The sequence below is a fragment of the Aeromicrobium sp. YIM 150415 genome, from assembly GCF_016918125.1.
Taxonomy (GTDB): domain Bacteria; phylum Actinomycetota; class Actinomycetes; order Propionibacteriales; family Nocardioidaceae; genus Aeromicrobium; species Aeromicrobium piscarium.
The window spans coordinates 120,772-139,188 of the sequence record NZ_JAERWM010000001.1 but is presented as its reverse complement, the minus strand read 5'-3'; the positions used below and the strand labels follow the sequence as shown (position 1 = coordinate 139,188).

Annotated in this window: 16 protein-coding genes; 7 read left to right on the top strand and 9 right to left on the bottom strand. The window is 67.3% G+C overall.

What is annotated here, in order from left to right; all coding sequences use genetic code 11:
* The first annotated feature begins 32 nt into the window (after window positions 1–32).
* The 3 genes from JL108_RS00700 to JL108_RS00690 all read left to right on the top strand — a co-directional run bounded on the left by JL108_RS00700 (window position 33) and on the right by JL108_RS00690 (window position 1,562).
* Window positions 33–419, top strand: coding sequence for a septum formation initiator family protein (locus JL108_RS00700; RefSeq protein ID WP_307837143.1), 387 nt, complete (start codon window positions 33–35; stop codon window positions 417–419).
* Window positions 416–916, top strand: coding sequence for a DUF501 domain-containing protein (locus JL108_RS00695; protein WP_205196463.1), 501 nt, complete (start codon window positions 416–418; stop codon window positions 914–916). Before JL108_RS00700 ends, JL108_RS00695 begins: the two co-directional genes overlap by 4 nt.
* A gap of 202 nt (window positions 917–1,118) precedes the next feature.
* Window positions 1,119–1,562, top strand: a complete 444-nt coding sequence (locus JL108_RS00690) for a hypothetical protein (protein ID WP_205196462.1) — start codon at window positions 1,119–1,121, stop codon at window positions 1,560–1,562.
* A 9-nt stretch (window positions 1,563–1,571) separates the two neighbouring features.
* On the opposite strand, the gene JL108_RS00685 is transcribed toward JL108_RS00690, so the two are convergent.
* Window positions 1,572–3,521, bottom strand: coding sequence for a M13-type metalloendopeptidase (locus tag JL108_RS00685; protein ID WP_205196461.1), 1,950 nt, complete (start codon window positions 3,519–3,521; stop codon window positions 1,572–1,574).
* An 84-nt stretch (window positions 3,522–3,605) separates the two neighbouring features.
* On the opposite strand from JL108_RS00685, the gene JL108_RS00680 reads away from it, so the two are divergent.
* Window positions 3,606–4,430, top strand: a complete 825-nt coding sequence (locus JL108_RS00680) for a siderophore-interacting protein (protein ID WP_307837142.1) — start codon at window positions 3,606–3,608, stop codon at window positions 4,428–4,430.
* Between the two features lie 164 nt (window positions 4,431–4,594).
* Window positions 4,595–5,782 (top strand): L-2-hydroxyglutarate oxidase, encoded by a 1,188-nt coding sequence (gene lhgO / locus JL108_RS00675; protein WP_205196459.1) that lies wholly within the window; start codon window positions 4,595–4,597, stop codon window positions 5,780–5,782.
* Between the two features lie 36 nt (window positions 5,783–5,818).
* Here the strand turns inward: lhgO and JL108_RS00670 are convergent, their stop codons facing one another.
* From JL108_RS00670 to JL108_RS00650, 5 genes are all read right to left on the bottom strand, one after another.
* Entirely contained in the window at window positions 5,819–7,204 is a 1,386-nt protein-coding gene (locus JL108_RS00670; RefSeq protein ID WP_205196458.1) for a hypothetical protein, read from the bottom strand.
* Window positions 7,205–7,215: 11 nt separating this feature from the next.
* A complete protein-coding gene (locus JL108_RS00665) occupies window positions 7,216–7,917 on the bottom strand; it encodes a class I SAM-dependent methyltransferase (protein ID WP_205196457.1) in 702 nt (233 codons plus the stop codon).
* A 103-nt stretch (window positions 7,918–8,020) separates the two neighbouring features.
* Window positions 8,021–8,959: a glycosyltransferase family 2 protein gene (locus JL108_RS00660; RefSeq protein WP_205196456.1), complete on the bottom strand. Its 939-nt coding sequence runs from the start codon at window positions 8,957–8,959 to the stop codon at window positions 8,021–8,023.
* Between the two features lie 32 nt (window positions 8,960–8,991).
* Entirely contained in the window at window positions 8,992–9,255 is a 264-nt protein-coding gene (locus JL108_RS00655) for a DUF6752 domain-containing protein (protein WP_205196455.1), read from the bottom strand.
* Window positions 9,252–10,823: a bifunctional 2-polyprenyl-6-hydroxyphenol methylase/3-demethylubiquinol 3-O-methyltransferase UbiG gene (locus JL108_RS00650; protein WP_205196454.1), complete on the bottom strand. Its 1,572-nt coding sequence runs from the start codon at window positions 10,821–10,823 to the stop codon at window positions 9,252–9,254. The genes JL108_RS00655 and JL108_RS00650 overlap by 4 nt, the downstream gene beginning before the upstream one ends.
* 137 nt (window positions 10,824–10,960) lie before the next feature.
* Between JL108_RS00650 and ispD the strand changes: the two genes are divergently transcribed.
* Window positions 10,961–11,689: a 2-C-methyl-D-erythritol 4-phosphate cytidylyltransferase gene (gene ispD, locus JL108_RS00645; protein WP_205196453.1), complete on the top strand. Its 729-nt coding sequence runs from the start codon at window positions 10,961–10,963 to the stop codon at window positions 11,687–11,689.
* A 4-nt stretch (window positions 11,690–11,693) separates the two neighbouring features.
* Here the strand turns inward: ispD and JL108_RS00640 are convergent, their stop codons facing one another.
* From JL108_RS00640 to JL108_RS19630, 3 genes are all read right to left on the bottom strand, one after another.
* The gene (locus tag JL108_RS00640; protein ID WP_205196452.1) at window positions 11,694–12,161 is read right to left on the bottom strand and encodes an adenylyltransferase/cytidyltransferase family protein; all 468 of its coding nucleotides are present in this window, start codon (window positions 12,159–12,161) and stop codon (window positions 11,694–11,696) included.
* Window positions 12,162–12,227: 66 nt separating this feature from the next.
* On the bottom strand, window positions 12,228–13,025 hold the full coding sequence (locus tag JL108_RS00635; RefSeq protein WP_205196451.1) for an acyltransferase: 798 nt from the start codon (window positions 13,023–13,025) through the stop codon (window positions 12,228–12,230).
* A gap of 94 nt (window positions 13,026–13,119) precedes the next feature.
* The gene (locus tag JL108_RS19630; protein ID WP_205196450.1) at window positions 13,120–16,893 is read right to left on the bottom strand and encodes a CDP-glycerol glycerophosphotransferase family protein; all 3,774 of its coding nucleotides are present in this window, start codon (window positions 16,891–16,893) and stop codon (window positions 13,120–13,122) included.
* Between the two features lie 190 nt (window positions 16,894–17,083).
* Between JL108_RS19630 and glf the strand changes: the two genes are divergently transcribed.
* Window positions 17,084–18,253, top strand: a complete 1,170-nt coding sequence (gene glf / locus JL108_RS00625; RefSeq protein ID WP_205196449.1) for a UDP-galactopyranose mutase — start codon at window positions 17,084–17,086, stop codon at window positions 18,251–18,253.
* Window positions 18,254–18,417 lie beyond the last annotated feature (164 nt).

Below are 18,417 nucleotides of genomic sequence, written 5' to 3'. Positions count from 1 at the left end.
GGTTCACCGCTCGCGCCATCATCCTGTTGGCGGTGGTCGTGCTGCTGGTGGCCTCGTACACCACCACGGTGCACGCCTGGTGGCAGCAGCGCAGCGAGATCGGGGCGTTGAAGGCCGCGAACCGACAGGCCGAGCAGGATATCGACGATCTCCACGACGAGATCGACCGCTGGGACGACCCGGCGTTCATCAAGCAACAGGCACGGGATCGCTTCGGGTGGGTGCTGCCGGGCGAGGTCGGCTACCGCGTCGTCGGTATCGACGGCCAGCTGCAGGGCGAGGTGGGCCGTCTGGAGGAGCCTCCCGCGGCCGCCGACGACCCCTGGTACGGCAAACTGTGGGGGAGCGTCGAACAGGCCGGCAACCCGCCGGATCCGCAGGAAGAGGCGCGTCCCGACGACGTACTGGAGAATCCGTGACCCTGAGCGATGACGACCTGACGACGATCGCCGAGCAGTTGGGCCGGCCGCCGCGGGCCATCGTCGAGGTGGCGTCGCGCTGTCCGTCCGGGCACCCGAATGTGGTCAAGACCGAGCCGCGACTTCCCGATGGCACTCCGTTCCCCACGCTCTACTACCTGACCTGTCCGCGGCTGGCCGGTGCCATCGGCACCTTGGAAGCCTCCGGCCTGATGGCCGAGATGTCGCAGCGGCTCACCGAGGACGCTGATCTCGCGGCCGCCTATCGATCAGCCCATGAGTCGTATCTGGCCGAGCGCGAGGCGCTGGGGCATGTCGAGGAGATCGACGGGATCACCGCCGGCGGCATGCCGACCCGCGTGAAGTGCCTGCACGTGCTGGTGGGCCACTCGCTGGCCAAGGGGCCCGGGGTCAATCCGCTCGGTGACGAAGCCATCGCGCTGCTGGGCGACTGGTGGACGAACTCCTCCTGCGCCGACCCCTCGGTGGTCGAGTAGGAAGCTCGCCCTGCGCCGACCCCTCGGTAGTCGAGCAGGAAGCTCGCCGCGCCCCCTCGGTGGTCGAGTAGGGAGCTCGCTCCGCGAGCGACCGTATCGAGACCACACCACACGGGAGGTCCACAGATCTCCTGGGCCCTCTGGCCGTCCACAGATCCGTGTCAGCGCCACCGCGGCGGTGGTGCGGCCGTCACCTTTCGCCATGGGAATCCGCTATCACGCCTACCAGGTAGAGCCGCACTTCATCGGCCTCGCGCGGCACGATCCGAGTCTGTTCCTGTCGGCCGACGCGTCGACCGGCGGTGCCAGCCGGTCCGATGGCTCGATCGTCGGGCTGGACCAGCGCCGGCGCCAGCTGTACCGGTTGACCACGGGCGGCGCTGAGCCGCGCCCCTCCTCTCGGCTGTTCGCGGGGGACGCACGACATCCAGGTGACGATGCATCGTGGGTGCCCTGTATCCGTGTACTGGAGCCGGACGAGGTGTCGGAGATCGCCGCGGATCTGGTGCTAGTGGGGGAGAAGGACGTGTGCGCGATGTTCCGTGATGAGGAGATCGCCGGCGTGATGGCCTTTCTCACCCGGGTCCAGCACTTCGTCGTCGATACCGCCCGCGCCGGAAACGGCATCGTCTATCTCATCGGCTGAACACCGGTTTCACCAGATGGTGACGCGATCGGCGGGGTCGAGCCAGAGGTCGTCGTCCTCGGTGACCCCGAAGGCGTCGTAGAAGGCGTCGATATTGCGCACGACCTGGTTGCAGCGGAACTCCGGCGGGGAGTGCGGGTCGACGGTCAGGCGGCGGATGGTCTCGGCCGGGCGCACCTTGCTCTGCCAGGCCTGCGCCCAGGCCAGGAAGAAGCGCTGCACGTCGGTGAGACCGTCGATCGGCTCCGGCGCGGTGTCGCCGCGGGCGATCAGGTAGGCCCGGTAGGCGATGCCGAGGCCGCCGAGGTCGCCGATGTTCTCGCCGATCGTCAGCGCTCCGTTGACGGTCTGGCCGTCCGCATTCTCCGGCGAGAGCTCGTCGTACTGGGCGATCAACGAGCCGGTGAGCTGCTCGAAGGCCGCGCGGTCGTCATCGGTCCACCAGTTACGGAGGGCGCCCGTGCCGTCGTACTGCGAGCCCTGGTCGTCGAAACCGTGGCCGATCTCGTGGCCGATCACCGCTCCGATGGCGCCGTAGTTGACGGCATCGTCGGCGTCGGGGGAGAAGAACGGCCACTGCAGGATCGCGGCGGGGAACACGATCTCGTTCATCGTCGGGTTGTAGTAGGCGTTCACCGTCTGAGGGGTCATGTACCACTCGTCGCGGTCGATGGGCTGCCCGATCTTCTCCAACTCGCGATCCATCGCGAAGGAGAGCGAACGGCGGGCGTTGCCCAGCAGATCGTCCGGGTCGGCCGAGAGGGACGAGTAGTCGCGGAAGGTCTCCGGATGACCGATCTTCGGTGTGAAGGCGTCGAGTTTCTCGTGTGCGCGCTTCTTGGTCTCCTCGCTCATCCAGGTCAGCTCGCTGATGGAGCGGCGGTACGCCTCGATGAGGTTCCCGATCAGCTCGGTCATCCGCTCCTTGGAGGAGGGCGGGAACTCGCTGCGCACGTAGATCTTGCCGATCGCCTCGCCCATCGCGCCCTCGACGAAGCTCACGCCGCGTTTCCAGCGAGGACGCAGCTCGTCGGTGCCCTGCAGGGTCGTGCCGTAGAAGGCGAAGTTCTCGTCGACGAAGTCCCCGGAGAGATACGGGGCGGCCGCGTGGACGACCTGCCAGCGCAGCCAGTCGCCCCAGGCGGGGAGGAGAGCCTCGGTGAGCAGATCGGCGAGGCCCTCGAGGTACGACGGCTGCGACACGATGACCTCGGCGAGGACGGCCGGGTCGATCTCGGCGGCCGCGAGCCAGGCCTTCCACTCGAAACCGGGCAGTGCCGCGGCGAGCTGGTCCATGCTGCGCGGGTTGTAGGTCTTCTGGGCGTCGCGGATGGCGACACGGTCCCAGTGCAGTGCGGCGATGCGCGTCTCGAGGTCCATGACGCGGGCGGCGCGCTGCGATGCGTCGTCGAGGCCGGCCAGTTCGAGCATGCGCTCGACATGCGCCACATAGCCCTCGCGCACCGGCGCGAACTGGTCCTCGCGGTAGTAGGACTCGTCGGGCAGGCCGAGGCCGCTCTGCACGATGTGTGTGATGTAGCGGTCCGGGTTGCCGCGGTCCGGGGCGATGTACATGCCGATGACGCTCGCGATGCCCGAGCGTTCGAGTGCTCCCATGGTGGTGACCAGATCGGGCACCGAGGCGATCTCGTCGACGCGTTCGAGATCGCCGGTCAGCGGCGAGGCGCCCAGCTCCTCGACCCGTTCGGTGTCCATGAAGCTGGCGTAGAAGGCGCCGATCGTGCGCTCCTCGTCGGACTCCGCCGCTTCGACGCATCGTTCGATGATGGTGCGGACGATCTGCTCGGCGTCGTCGACCAGGCTGACGAAGGCGCCTGCGGTGGCCCGGTCCGGCGCGATGGGAGCGTCGCGCAGCCAGGGGCCGTTGACGTAGCGGAAGAGATCGTCCTGCGGGCGGGTCTGCGGGTCGAAGGAAGCCGGGTCGAGTCCATGCGTCACGTCGTCAGGCTAACAGCGGAGGGCACGCATCGAACCCGACGGACGGGGTCTTCCGTTCAGGCAAGGAAGGGTAGGCTTACCGACGTGTCGAAGAATATCGCGGTCGAACTCGTCGTACAGCGCACCGAGGAACTCGCTCCTCGCCTGCGGAGGGTGATTCTCGGTGGCCCGGGATTCGAGGACTTCGCGGAGCGCGACATCGACGCCACGGACAAGTACGTCAAGCTCGCCTTCCTGCGCGATGGATTCGACTATCCCGAACCGCTCGACCTCGCGGTGGTCCGCGAGACGATGCCCGCCGAGGCGCGCCCGATCCTGCGCACCTACACGGTGCGATGGGTGGATCTCGAAGCGCGCGAGCTCGCGATCGACTTCGTCGTGCACGGCGACGAAGGTCTCGCCGGCCCCTGGGCCGCGCAGGCGAAGCCAGGGGATCGGATCCACGCACGCGGCCCGGGCGGTGCGTACGCGCCGAAGCCCGAGGCCGACCATCATCTCTTCATCGGTGACGAGTCGGCCCTGCCGGCGATCGCCGCGGCACTCGAGCGGCTGCCCTCCGGCGCGTCGGCGACGGCCTTCCTCGAGGTCGACGGTCCGACTGACCAGCTCAGGTTCTCCACGGTGGCGGATCTCGATCTGCGCTGGCTCCATCGCGCGCCGTCGCATCCGGGCACGACCGATCTGCTCGACACCGCGGTGCGCGGGTGGACGTGGCCGCAGGGTCGTGTCCAGGCCTTCGTGCACGGCGAGTCGGCGCTGCTGAAGACCGTGCGCCCCTATCTGCTGGACGGGCGCGTCGATCGAGCCGACCTCTCGGTCTCCGCCTACTGGCGTCACGGGGTGACCGAGGAGGGCTTCCGCGAGTGGAAGTCCACCCAGGCCGATGCCGTCATGCGCCCCACTGCCTAGGCGACCGGTCCCTCGATCACCGATCTAGAGCCTCGGTGGTCGAGTAGCCCCGTCCGCTCTGCGGGCGCGGCGTATCGAGGCCACACCTACGGGTGTCCGTCACCGCGACCTTCAACCGGTATCCTCGGCCGAGGCCGGACGGCCGGTGAGGAAGAGGCGACTCGATGCAGAAGGCCATCGTCGTGGGCGCGGGGATCGTCGGCCTGGCGACCGCCGCGGAACTCTGTCGGCGCGGATACGAGGCGGTCGTCCTGGAGAAGGAGACCTCCATCGCCCGGCATCAGACCGGTCGCAACTCCGGTGTGATCCACTCGGGCCTGTACTACGTTCCGGGCAGCCGCAAGGCGACGATGTGCAAGGTCGGCGCCACGTCGATGTTGGAGTTCGCCCGTGAGCACGGTGTCGCGCACCGGGTGACCGGCAAACTGGTGGTCGCCACCGGACCGGAGGAACTGCCCCAGCTCGAGGTGCTGGCGCAGCGCTCGGTGCAGAACGGCGTCCCGGTCCGCCGGATCACGGCGGACGAGGCGCGCGAGTACGAGCCGCACGTGGCCTGTCTCGAGGCGCTGCGCGTCGAGACGACGGGCATCATCGACTATCCGGGGGTCTGCGAGGCGCTGGCGGGTGAGATCCGGCGGTTCGGCGGCGAGATCCGCTTCGGTCAGCATTTCGTGGCTGCGCGCTCCGAGGCCGGGGGAGTGGCCGTCGAGACCGCCACCGACACGTGGCGCGCGGATGTCCTCATCAACTGTGCGGGCCTCTACAGCGATCGCGTGGCCGCGGCGTCCGGTGTTGAACCGAGCGTTCGCATCGTGCCCTTCCGCGGCGAGTACTACGAGCTCACCGAGCAGGCCTCCCGACTGGTGAACGGACTGATCTACCCCGTGCCGGACCCGCGATTCCCGTTCCTCGGCGTGCACCTCACCGCGATGATCGACGGCTCGGTGCACGCGGGTCCCAATGCGGTGCTCGCGCTCTCTCGCGAGGGATACACCTGGAGCGCTGTCAAGCCGCGGGAACTGGCGAACGCGCTCGCTTGGCCGGGTCTCTGGCGGCTCGGTGCGAAGCACGCACGTCCGGGCCTACGGGAGATCGCGCGATCGCTGTCCACGCGCCAGTTCGCGGGCAGCCTCGCGCGACTCGTTCCCGAGATCACGGTCGACGACATCGTCAGGAGCGCCGCGGGAGTGCGAGCTCAGGCCCTTAATCGTGACGGCTCGCTCGTTGACGACTTCGCGATCGAGGTGGCGCCGAGCCAGGTGCACGTCCTCAACGCGCCGTCTCCGGCGGCGACCGCGTCGTTGGAGATCGCGAAGCGGATCAGCGATATCGTCCAGGAGGCCGCCCGGTGAGGCATCTGCCGGCACGCCCACAGCGTTCGGAGGAGTTCAGGCGATATCGTTGTACTGCGTCGGATCCCAGTCGTGCGACCACGTGGGCTCCGGGGTTCTCCACTTCTCGGTGTAGATCGTCTCGAGGTACTTCTCCGGCTGGCGCGGGATCGGGTAGCTCTCGCCCAGCAGGGAGATGATGGTCGGCGGGAACAGCGTGTCCCTGGTCAGCGCGCCGCGTCGCCCCGGATACCAGCCGATCGTGCCGTCGGCATCGTAGATCCCCACGAAGACGTCGATCTTGAAGTCGTCGCGCCACACATGCCAGTGCGCGAAGAAGTCGCCGCGGACGCGGTAGCCCTTGCCCTCCAGGAACTCCCTGACATGCTGCCGGGCGGCGCTGATGCTCGATACCTGCTCGGGCTCGAAGGCGATGATGAGGTCGATGTCGTCGTCGTGTTCGATGAGGTCGTCATCGCGGATCGGGCCCAACACGGAGCCGAACCCGAAGCAGACATCGGGAGAGAGCTCGCGCAGCTGCTCGATGATCGTGCGACCGAGACGGATGTAGGCGACCTTCTCGTCCCGGGTCCAGAAGCGGAACGACCTGCGTGCGCCATGGCTCGCCCACTCGAGGCCCTTCGACTCCAGGAAGACCTCGTTGACGAGATCGCGGAGCAGAGGCTTGTCCGCATCCGGGAGTCTCTTGAAGGCCGGACGGGCCGGCTGGTACTCGCCTCGGGCGATGGCGATGGCGAAGTTCTGGATCTCACGTCCGGCGGGAAGCTCGGCGATCGCGTGCCGCCGGGAGATGTCGGCGGCCAGCTCGCCGAACTCGTCGCGCGACTCGAAGGTGTACTCGCTGGTCCAGGCGGTGCCGTCGTCGGAGGTGAGGATCTCCAGGCCTCCCGCCCGCCGTGCCCAGGCGTCCCTCCTGTTGTTGATGATGAGGGTCGCGGGCTGCGCGAGCGCCTCGTCCAAGGCGATGCGCACCCACGGGGCCTTCTCTCGGGCGGTGTGGACGGCCCACGTGTGGTCGCCCTCGACATCGGCGAGCATGCCGTCGTCCACGCGCTCGGCCGAGTCCGCGTAGTGGCTGCTCGCGGTGATGGTGGCGGAGCCCAGGTCGACGACCCGGCCCTCGCTCACCAGCTGGAGAGAGTGGAGGTGGAGGCACTGCCGCGAGGGCAGCGTGATGAGGATGTCCTGCGTGGTGCCGGCGGCATTGATGTCGACGTGGAGGGGGGCGGGGTTGATCGCCAGGAACTCGGCGATCGGCGGACACGAGTCGAATGCGTCCCTGAGCTCACGGAAGTAGGCGGTGAGCAGCTGATCGACGGGGGGCTGCTGGATCTCCTCTTCGGGAGGAGCGCTCTCTGGGACGACTGCCTCGTTGTCTCGTCGCGTCAGTCTGCGGGCGACGCTCTGCAGGATATTTCGCATGGGGTCCTTGGTCAGGAACGCCGGGCGAGGACGCGGTAGAGAACGGGATCTTCGCCCTTGTACGGCGACAGACCGGTCTCCTCGGTCTCGAAGTCGACGTCCCAACCGTACTGGTCGCGGATGTTCTTGGAGAAGTCATCGGCGTTCTGGTAGCGCCGGTAATGGCCATCGCCGAAGACGTGCTGGTTCTTCTCGTCCTTGTCGGTCCGGAACTCGGCCATCAGGACATCGCCACGGCCGGCCTGGTCGGAGATGGTCGTCAGCAGGATGTCTTGCGTCTCCTCGGGGATCGAGTGCAGGAAGAAACGCATGTAGAAGCAGATGGCCGCCCCGCCACGCTGCTCCCTGACCGACGCGACGATGCTGGCGAGCGAGGACGTGTCCGCGACATCGCAGATGGAGAACTTCAGGCGCTCACCCAGACCATCGGCATCGGCCTTCTCGCGGGCACGCGCGACGCCCATGTCCGACCGGTCGAGTCCGACGACGTACTTCCCGGTCTGAGCGAAGGCGAAGCTGTCACGCCCCTCGCCGCAGCCGATATCGAGGATCGTCGTGGGGAGGGAGTCCTGTGTGTTCGCGAACTCGAAGAAGGAGGAGCCCTTGGCGAAGTCCACGTGCTCATAGAAGCGACGCCAGTAGGCCGCTTCTTGGGCGGTCTCGTGGGTCAGGACCCGGTCGCCGTCGTGGTTCGGGTCTGTCGACTCTCGCATCTCAGTCTTCTCGCATCTCATAGCCCGGCGGTGTCAGTGATCCATCGTAGGCCAAGTGGCCTCGTTTCGGCTCAGGCGGACCTTGCGGGAAGGGATGGATCGATCACCGCGGCTGTGGGGGATCGTCCTGGACGCGCGCGGGATGGGGATCGAATGAGATGCCGTCGAAGAGTGCGCGCCACATCTGGCGCTGGATGTGGCGCGGGAGGCGGGCATCGCGCATCTGGAGGACGACGCGGCGCACGTAGGAGATATAGGCCCACTTGCCTTCGTAGTGCCACCGGAACGATGCCTGGTTGCGGGCGCCGTAACGGAACTTCCACAGGTCGTCGTCGGTGATGCGACCGTAGTTCACGCCGCGGTTGACTCCCATGTCGTGGATGACCTGGCTGTCGAGTACCTGGACGCCCGGGCCCGCCACCCGGGTGAGGCGCTTGGTGAACTCCTTGTCGTCGAACCAGATGAAGTACTCAGCGAGCGGCAGCCCGTGTTCCTCCACCGTCCAGCGGGGCAGCAGCACCGACACGAAGGTGCACTCGCTGACCTGCACCGCGTTGAAGCCTTTCACGTAGTAGCGCGGCCAGTCCCACACCGTGACGGCCTCGTTCATCTCGCAGAGCTCGCCATCGGGGGCCTTGACGACCGAGCAGGAGAAGCTGAGCCGCTCACCGCGGTAGGACTCCAGTGCGGTGTGCTCCTCCAGCAGCCGGCGCAGCGAGGCGGTCTCGGGGTAGCAGTCGTCGTCCATGATCCAGAACCAGTCATGGCCCAGCTGCCACGCACGGCGGAGCCCCGCCGCGAACCCGCCGGCGCCGCCGACGTTCTCGGGAAGATGCAGGACGACGATGTCGTCCTCACCGGCGATGGAGTCCAGATACTCGCCGGTCCCGTCGGTGGAGGCATTGTCGACGAGCACGATGGCATCGGGGCGATGCTCGCTGGCTCTGATCGAGCTGATCGTCCGCTGGAGCTTCTCGAGCCGGTTGAAGGTCACGACGACCGCCGCGACGGTCCCATAGGAGGTGGAGCTGGTGTCGGTCATTCGATCCCCTGATGATCCTGCGGATGATTCGGTCACTCGCCGTCCTTCGCGAGGCGTCGTTCCACGATGTCGGTGAGCTCGGCGATCCGCAGTGCATCGCGGCGCGACTCGTCGATCTCCTCGCGCAGCTCTCGAACCTCCGTCGTGAGCCTCTCGACGGCCGCCTCCAACTGCGTGGTGCGATCGCCGGAGTCGGCGGACGGTGCCGCGGAGGAGACCCGTCGCCCGAGCCGGGCGACACGCTCGGCGAGACGGGGCGAGATGGCGCGAAGTGCCGACAGGATCTTGCGCTTCATGAACTGGTTCCTTCCGAGGACGCTGGCAGCGGGACGATCGGGAAAACGAGGGTACGGCGACGCCGGTCGCGACGATGCGCCCGAGGGCGGGAGAGCGGGCCCGCGTCGAGCCCCACGGCGGCGAGCTCTCGCCTGAGCTTCGGCAACTCCAGATGCCAGGTGCTGGGATCGCGGAAGGAGACGTCGGCAGCGGGCAGAGTGTCCATGCGGACCAGGACGGTGCCACCACGGCGCACGACCTGCCGCAGGACGCGCAACACCTGCTCGCGGCCGACGTGTCCTAGACGTTCGAGCAGATGGGAGACGAGCACGTGCGCGGGTCGCGGACCGGCGGTCAGCTCCGCGATGAGGTCGGCGCAGGCGCGCAGATCGTTGAGATTCGCTCGCACGAGCGTGGCGTCGGCATCGGCCGCGTCGAGGCGCTGCCGCGTCAGCATCAGAGCGTTGGGAGAGTAGTCCACCGCGGTGACATCGAATCCGTGGGACGCCAGCCAGACGGTGTCGGCGCCGTCGCCGCAGCCGAGGTCCACCACGTGGCTGCCCGGTGGGATGAGCTTCGTCAGCCGTCGTGCAGTGTTCGCATCCTGCGAGGAGGGTCGGGCTCCGGTGTGGACGTCCTCGTACCGCTCTTCCCAGAAGTCGCGCTGGAAGTTGAAGGATCCGAACCAGTTCCGGAACCGGCGCTGGGTCGCCCGCGGGGTGCGCAGCTTGTAGCCGGGCAGAGGGGTCCGCCAGTTCTCGTCGTAGTTGATGACCAGCCAGTCCTCGGGAACAGCGGGAGCGGGATAGGTGCGGCCTTCCAAGGTCACCGTCGAGAACGGCAGCATGCTGGACTCGGCCATCTCCCCGCGGACGTGGAACGGCTGGTTGATGGTGCCGTCCTCGCGGAAGAAGGCGGTGAACAGGTCGACGTACCCGTCGACCTTCCCATCGGCCGTGCGGAAGGTGAGCTGGAGGTGGGCGGTGGAGTGCCGCACGATCTCGATACCGCGCGCCTCCAGCTCGCGTTCGATCCCGAAGCTCTCCAGCGCGAGGTCGCTGGGATGGGTGTGACGGCTGAGGTAGGCCAGATCGGCGTCGTCATCGTGGCCGAGGATCCTGCCTTCGCGCACCGCTCCCAGGAGAGTGCCGCCGACGATGAAGGGACGCAGCTTCCGGCTCTCGCAGAAGATGACCAGGTCGTCGAGGTGATCGAGCAGCCGGTCGCGCAACCCCTCCTCGGAGCCGGCGAAGGACTTGCCGAGCCGGCCCCACTTGTTGACCGCCAGCCAGCGACCGTGGGAATCCACCACGGCGATCGGCTCCTGGGAACCGGCGAAGCAGACACTCCGTGCGGCGAACGCCTCTCCGGAGGAGGAGTCGACCAGCTCGATCTCGGCGGTGCCGCGGAGGAAGGGCAGAAGCGGGGCCGGCCACTCGCGCAGGCCATCGGCCGGCGGGGGAGTGGAGAGCAGGTCGATCGACCAGACGCGGTGTCCGGAGATGAGGACGTCGACGGAGGAACGCCCTTCAATGAGCGAAGGCTCGAGCCGGATATGGTTCTCGGTCACGTCGAGCTGTCGGGTCATGGTGATGGGGCCTTCCTCCCTTCGGGCTAGAGCCAGGCTACTTGCTGTCCTCTGCTCGTCGGACAGGCCCGCGGTCATCGGCTTTCGACGGCCCGGTGATCGGTGGCGCGCGTGGCGGCACCGGTAGAGTCGCGCGAGTGAGCGACCTGCGGACCGTGGCGGTGATCTTGGCGGGCGGCACCGGCACGCGGTTCGGACGGCCGATCCCCAAGCAGCTCATCGAGCTCGCGGGACGACCGATCATCGAGCACTCGATCGCCGCCTTCCACGCGGCCCCCCAGATCGACGAGATCGTGGTGTTGATGGCGCCGGGACATCTCGACGACGTCCGTGAGCTGGTGGAGGCCTCCGGCTATGACAAGGTCACCCGGATCCTGGAGGGCGGCTCGTCTCGCAGCGAGACGACCAGCATCGCCCTGGGCGAGCTGGGGGACGAGGACTGCCGGGTGCTGTTCCACGACGCGGCCCGTCCGCTGGTCACCCAGGAGATCATCGCGGCGGTGACCGAGGCGCTGGAGCGCTTCGATGCCGTCACCGCGGCGATCCCGTCCTCGGACACGGTGTTCGAGGTGGAGGAGAGCGACGAGACGACCCTGATCTCCGGCGTGCTCGCCCGGCCGCGTCTGCGTCGGTGCCAGACGCCCCAAGGCTTCCGGCGCTCCGTGCTGTCGCGCGCCTATGAGCGTGCCTGGAAGGATACCGGCTTCGTGGCGACCGATGACTGCTCGGTGGTCGTGACGTACACCCCCGAGGTGCCGGTAGCGGTGGTGCCGGGGGACGAGCGGAACCTCAAGGTCACCGGACCGGACGATCTGCACATCGCCGAAGGGCTCATCGAGATGAGCGCACGATCGGATCGTTCGTGACGGCTCAGGGCAGTCCGCGGTAGTTGTCGACGACCTGCTGCAGGATGTCCAGTGCGTGTCCCAGGCGCTCGATCTCCTGGGGCTCGGGTGCCGCCAGTTGGGCCTTGAGCTCGGTGCTGGAGATGCCGTCGGTGCGTTCGAGATAGCGCACCTCGCACAGATCCGTCAGCTCGTCGAACTTCCCCTCCCAGTCCGAGCCGATCGCGAAGATATCCACCCCGTAGGTGATGATGTCGGCGCGCTTCTGGGCCCAGTTGTTCTCCGGGATCACCTGATCGACGCTCCGCATCGAGGCGACGATCTCCGCGCGATGCTCGTAGGGGATGAAGGCGTGCTTGCCTTTGCCCGCATTGAACTCGTCGGTCGAGACACCGACGATCAACCGGTCGCCCAGCTCCGCCAGGCGACTCAGCAGCCGCACGTGGCCGATGTGGAAGAGGTCGAACGTCCCATAGGTGAGAACCGTCGTCATGGGGTGATCCTCTCAAACTCCTGGTGGCGATCGGCGGGGTGCTCGCGAAGCGGGTACCCGCGCGGGTCAGCGCCCTCTGCGGGAGAAGGCGCCGAGCAGGCGGCTCAACAGCCGGCCGCGTCGTATCGAGCGGAGGCGTGCACCGGTCTCGGGGTCGCTACTCGGGCGGGTCGGCGACCAGTACGGACTCTTGCGAATCGTCGAGGCGTCGGGCTTGTAGTACGGCGGGTCGATCGACAGGTGGGGGCGCTCCCAGGCGATGTCCCGGCGGACCACGCGGGCCGGGGAACCGGTCGCGATGCAGTTGTTCGGGATCCGTCCCTTGACCAGACTGACGGCGCCGATCACGCTGCCGTCGTCGACGGTGGCGCCGCCGAGCACCATGGCGTGGTCGCCGAGCCAGACATGGTTCCCGATGGTGACGTCCATGGCGGGGTTGACGCGGCGCGATGTCGCGATGTCGAAGATCGGGTGACTGTCGTCGCAGCGGAGCCGGCAGTCCCTCGCCAGCATGACGTCATCGCCGATGCGAAGCGTCGAGCCCTCGGCGGCGGAGATGAGGCATCGGCTCGTCGAGGTCACCCCGGTGCCGATGAGAACGCTCGCATCCTCACCGATCCGTGCCGCCACCCTGAGCCGTCCGGACGGGCTGCCGCCGCCGATCACCATCGTGCCGCCGTTGCAATCGAATCGTGCCTCGAGTAGACCGATCTTCGCTGTCGAGTCGACACGCAGCACATTGTCGCGTCCCGAGAACTCGACCAGGATCTTCGACGTCAGCGGCGGGCCGTCGTAGTCGATGACATTGCCGTGGTCGTCCTGATAGGGCGCCAGCTCGGTCAGCGTGATCGTATCTCCGGGCATCTGAACTCTTCACTGGATGGGCGATGGGGAATGGTGAGAGGACGACCGGCCGTTGCCGGACGGAGTCACGTCGACGAGCGTCCGGGCCGATGGCTCACTCGGTCGGCGGGGCAGTCTCGGCGTGGACGATCTTCTTGAAGGCTTCGACGGCCGAGCGCTGATGGACGTACGGATCGAATACCTCGGGCGGCGCGACCTCTTCGGAGGCGATCGTCGCCAGCGCAGCGGTGAGGCCGTCGCGAGTCGGTTCGACGAGCAGCCCGAACCGCCCGTCCTGCAGCAAGGAGGCAGGGCCGGGGATATTGGTCGCCACCACAGGGGTTCCGAGCGTGAGCGCCTCCATCAGCACCATGGGCTGTCCCTCATGCAGGGACGGGAGGAGCATCGCGTCCGCGCGCTTCATGACGGGGTAGGGGTTCGACCGGTGTCCGGCGATGAAGACCCGGTCCGCGATCCCCAGCTCCTTCGCCTGGCGAGTGAGCGGCGCCTTGCTCGGGCCGTCGCCGAGGAGCGTCAGGTGCAGCGTCGAGTCGCCCGCCGCGACGAGGTCGTTCAGGGCGTCGAACAGCGTCGCCTGGTTCTTCTCGATGGACAGCCGGGCGACCACGACGATGTGCTTGCCCGGGCGGGACAGCCACTCCGCGAGGTCGTCCTCGAGGGGTTCCTCGCTCTGGCTGAGGATCTCGGAGATGTTGATGGTGTTCGGCATCGGGACGTGGAGCTCGCCGGGCACGGAGAACTCCGTCTCCAGCTCGAGCTGGTTGAGCCGACAGGTCGGTTCGCTCACCGACGGAAGGGCGTCGAAGTGGGACAGGAGCCGCCCGATCGATCGCAGGTGGGGGTATCGGAGCGTGCGCTCCTTCTCGAACTCGTTGTGCAAGACCGACACCCTACGCGTCTCCGCGGGGAAGCCGAGTCCGAACAGAGCTGCGTGGTAGAGCCCGTAGCCGTCGAAGTCCACGACCGCGGCGAACCGGCTCTCGCCCAGCAGCCGACGGCGTTCCCGCTGCATGCGGGTGCTGAGAACCTCGAGGATCCCGCCGGTGATCGGCTGATCAGCTTCCTGCAGGCGCGCCCAGGCGAGGTTCTCGCGGCGGGTGAAACACCGGTGCTGCACCGTGATGGTGAAGTCGACGGCCGCGTGCAGTTCGGCGATCCCCTCCTGGCTCGCGCGATTGGCCAGCGCCCCCTTGGGGACCATCAGCCGGGAGTTCTCGGCGATGTCGGCATCGGAGGAGATGAGATTGCGCAGCGATCGGGTGATGCCATTCGGGTAGAGGCTGGCCGTCGCGATCAGCACCTCTCCGGAGTTCGGCGCTGAACTCGGGAGGTCGCTCGGACGATCGGCGAAGAGCTCCTTGACCACGCGTTCGGTCGCGTATCCATCCTCGTTCGCCCAGGTGTGGGCCGTCGCCGACTGAGACCAGTCGCACCCGTCGGCCTGGTCGACCGCGCGCTGGGCCTCGGTGCGCAGGTCCGCCTCGTTGTCACAGCTGACGCCGGGAACTTCGTCCAGGGTGAAGTAGAGCCCGCGGGTCGAGCTGTACTCCTCGAAGTCGTGGACGTAGTTGACGATCGGGCGGTTCAGCGGTGCGAAATCGAAGAGGAGGCTGGAGTAGTCGCCGACGAGCACATCGGTCACGGCCAGTAGCTCATTGGTGTCGACATCATCGGGGACGACCGTGATGTTCGCCGGCAGGGTGCGATAGTCCAGCTTGTTGGAGATCAAGTAGTGCACCCGGAGCAGCAGGTGCGCTCCCGACACCTGGGAGAGCGCCGAGATGGCCCGGAGGTACGGCTCGATGGACGTATCGGGGGACGCGTTCACGCCCCGCCACGTGGGGGCGTACAAGATCGTGCGCTGGTCGCCGGTGACGCCGAGCCGGGCGCGCAGAGCGTCGCGGTCGTCGACGCTCATGCCGAGGGTCAGGTCCATTCGCGGGTGTCCGGCGATGACGAGGTTCGCGGTGGACAGCGTGTCGATGTCCTGAGTGCCGAGCATGATGCGGGCGGTGTGCTGGTCGGGGAACGCCAGATGCGTCGCCTGCAGCATGTTGCGCGCGATGTTGTCGTAGTGATACGGATCGCCGACGATATCGCGTCCGAGGGTCTTCCAGGGCACACCATGCCAGGTATTGAGATACAGCTGGCCTTCGCGACGAGTGAAGTGCCGCGGCAGGGTGTTGTTGTTGACCAGGGTGCCGGCGGTGGCGAGCTGCAGGCGGTATCCGTCGGAGTGCATGCGGACGAAGGAGATCTTCGGATGGTCGAGCAGGCTGCGGTGGATGGTGGCGCCGTCCTGAATCGCCCACACGTGGTGCAGCTCGGGACGCTCGCGCAGGAGGTACTGGCAGATGGCCAGGGGATTGCACGCGGTCCGCACTCCGTGGAAGCTCTCGTACATCACGGTGTTCGGTTCGAGAGGCAGCGTCTCGTAGGCGGCGGCGTACCGTTCGAAAGGTCCGAGCGGCGCGAAGGTCTCCTCGGCCTCGCTGGGGTGGGGAGCGAGATGCTGGGACGCGCGCAGGAATGCGTGGAGGGCCGCTTCGTCGTCGTGGAGGGCGGCCAGCCGATGACCGAGTTGAATGTGCAGGCGCTGCACATTGTCGACGGAGGAGGCGGAGGCGGCCAGACGCTTCAGGAGAGGGGCGGCCTCGTTGGGGTCGCCCTCTCGGAGCTGGGCCGCCGCGAGCCGGCTCAGGTCGGCGAAATGCGGATCGGCCTCGGCATCGAGATCATCGAGGGTGTCGACATCGGTCGTCGAGCTGGTCCACACCTGCACGGCCTCATCGCCGCGCCCGGCCGCGTGCAGCGCTCGGGCGAGCCGGTGGGTCAGCGGTAGACCAGGATGGCGGTCGAGCGCCTCGCGATACTCGTCGACGGCCTGATCGTGGTTGCCGGCGAGCTCCTCCGCGAGTGCGGCGATCCTGGCGACATCGGCCGAGGTGGCCTGACGGTCGCGTGCCCGTAGGTGCTGGACGGCCTCATCGGGCTTCTCCATCCGCAGCAGCGCGGTGGCCAAGAGGGCGAGACGCTCGTTCGCTGCCGAGGGAGACGTCGCCGGTGTCGATTCGAGTGCGGTGACCGTGCTCGGTATCGCGCTCTGGTAGTAGTGCAGCAGCGCGATTCGCAGCTCCTCGGCTGTTCCGGGAAGACGCTCTTCGCCGGCCTTGGAGTAACAGCCGGCGGCCTGCTGATGACGGCCGAGGCGCTCGTTGCAGACGGCTCGTCGGTACCAGTACGCCCAGTCCGGGCCGTCTGGTTCGCCGTGTTCGAGATAGTCGAGCGCCTCCTGGAACCGATCGGCCTTGAACAGCTCGGTGCCGATGAAGCGCGACCAATAGCAGGTGTCGGCCGGATTCGAGCGGATCTCGATCACGCGCTGGGCGGCCTCGACGGCCGAGGCCAGGTGCCCGCGCTGGCTCCTGTTCCGTGCCTGTGCCTCGAAGGGCGGTGCCCAGTCCGGGGCGAGGTCCATCGCGTGGGCCAGCGCGAGATCGCCTCGCCAGGCGCTCTGGTTCTCGTGCCAGGTCGTCGCGCAGGCGAGGGACCATTCCGCCGATGTCTGAGCCTTGGTCTCCCAGAGTCCTTCCACGACGTCGAGCGCGGCCTGCTTGCGACCGATGCGACGAAGCTGGCGGGTGATGGGCGCGACCGCGTCCGGTGACGTGGTCATGGCGCGAAGCAGGCGGTTGACCAGCACCTCGCCGATTCGTCGCTCGGAGACCCGTTGCCAGGCGTCGGCGTCGATCAGTCTCTGGAGGAGGTGAAGGCTGTACCGCCACCGCTCGGCAGGGCGTGCGGCGATACGGGCGCTCTTACGGGTCATCGCCGCGGCCGTCCGCAGCCGGTCGGTAACTCTTCGCACGGGTCAGAACTATACAAGGGAGAAGGTGAGTTGCTTTGCCCGATGTTCACGCGATGTTTGGCTGACATCGACGTGTCAGGAGGCTGTGCGAGGCTCGGGAGAAGCTTCTTCGTTGCCATCGCCCCTTGGGTTCTGAGGCAGTATGTCTGTCCGGCTAGACTGCTCGGGTTGTCTCGAACCAGGAGAGTGTATGAATCCCGACCTCGTGGTCGTCGGGTCCGGTTTCTTCGGACTCACCGTTGCTGAGCGCGCGGCCCGCGAACTGGACCTCAAGGTCGTGATCGTGGAACGGCGCGATCACCTCGGTGGCAATGCCTACAGCGAGGACGACCCCGACACCGGGATCGAGATCCACCGATACGGGGCGCACCTCTTCCATACCTCCAATGAGCAGGTCTGGGAGTACGTCAACCGGTTCACCGCGTTCACGTCCTACCAGCACAGGGTCTACACGAACCACCGCGATGTCGTGTATCCGCTGCCGATCAATCTCGGCACGATCAATCAGTTCTTCGGGTCGGCCTATTCGCCATCGGAGGCGCGTGCGCTGATCGCGTCCCAGGCCGACGAGGTCGATACCGCCGCCGCCTCCAATCTGGAGGAGAAGGCGATCTCGCTGATCGGGCGTCCTCTCTACGAGGCGTTCATCCGCGATTACACGGCCAAGCAGTGGCAGACGGACCCCACGGAGCTGCCCGCCGAGATCATCACCCGGCTCCCGGTTCGTTACACCTACGACAACCGCTACTTCAACGACACCCATGAGGGGCTGCCGGTCGACGGTTACACGGCGTGGCTGGAGCGGATGGCCGACCACCCCAATATCGAGATCCGGCTCTCCACGGACTTCTTCGACGCCTCGCAGCCTGTCAACAAGGCCGCTGTCGTGGGTCAGGTCCCGATCATCTACACGGGCCCGGTGGACCGTTACTTCGACTATGCCGAGGGCTCGCTGTCCTGGCGCACCCTCGACTTCGAGCGTGAGATCGTCGATGTACCGGATTATCAGGGGACCTCGGTGATGAACTACGCCGACCGCGAGGTGCCCTACACGCGCATCCACGAGTTCCGGCACTTCCATCCCGAGCGCGCCGACCGCTATCCGGACGACCGCAGCGTCATCATGCGCGAGTTCTCCCGCTTCGCGGAGTCCGGCGACGAGCCGTACTACCCGGTGAACACCCCGGCGGACCGTGACGGACTGCTCAAGTACCGCGACCTGCAGAAGGGCGAGGACCGCGTCGTCTTCGGCGGCCGGCTCGGCACCTATCAGTACCTCGACATGCACATGGCGATCGGTTCGGCGCTCTCGACCTTCCGCAACACGGTCGCCCCGATGTTCGGCGCGTCGACGGACTGAGCCTCGGCCGCGGGCGACCCGGTCGTTGGGCGGTGCGTCAGCGTCCGTCTATCCACCCGGACGGACGCCTACCCACCGACGCCATCGGAGAATGGACGCTGACACACCGCTCGCCCGCAGGCCCCGAAGCACCGGCGGCTGTGTTTGACTCGCGACGCCGTCAG

What these genes read in the sequence shown, in the direction of transcription:
- JL108_RS00655 (WP_205196455.1), bottom strand. Translation starts at nt 9,255, where the DNA reads ATGAAGCGCAAGATCCTGTCGGCACTTCGCGCCATCTCGCCCCGTCTC.
- JL108_RS00665 (WP_205196457.1), bottom strand. Translation starts at nt 7,917, where the DNA reads ATGCGAGAGTCGACAGACCCGAACCACGACGGCGACCGGGTCCTGACC.
- JL108_RS00640 (WP_205196452.1), bottom strand. Translation starts at nt 12,161, where the DNA reads ATGACGACGGTTCTCACCTATGGGACGTTCGACCTCTTCCACATCGGC.
- JL108_RS00660 (WP_205196456.1), bottom strand. Translation starts at nt 8,959, where the DNA reads ATGACCGACACCAGCTCCACCTCCTATGGGACCGTCGCGGCGGTCGTC.
- JL108_RS00670 (WP_205196458.1), bottom strand. Translation starts at nt 7,204, where the DNA reads ATGCGAAATATCCTGCAGAGCGTCGCCCGCAGACTGACGCGACGAGAC.
- JL108_RS00690 (WP_205196462.1), top strand. Translation starts at nt 1,119, where the DNA reads ATGGGAATCCGCTATCACGCCTACCAGGTAGAGCCGCACTTCATCGGC.
- glf (WP_205196449.1), top strand. Translation starts at nt 17,084, where the DNA reads ATGAATCCCGACCTCGTGGTCGTCGGGTCCGGTTTCTTCGGACTCACC.
- JL108_RS00635 (WP_205196451.1), bottom strand. Translation starts at nt 13,025, where the DNA reads ATGCCCGGAGATACGATCACGCTGACCGAGCTGGCGCCCTATCAGGAC.
- lhgO (WP_205196459.1), top strand. Translation starts at nt 4,595, where the DNA reads ATGCAGAAGGCCATCGTCGTGGGCGCGGGGATCGTCGGCCTGGCGACC.
- JL108_RS00650 (WP_205196454.1), bottom strand. Translation starts at nt 10,823, where the DNA reads ATGACCCGACAGCTCGACGTGACCGAGAACCATATCCGGCTCGAGCCT.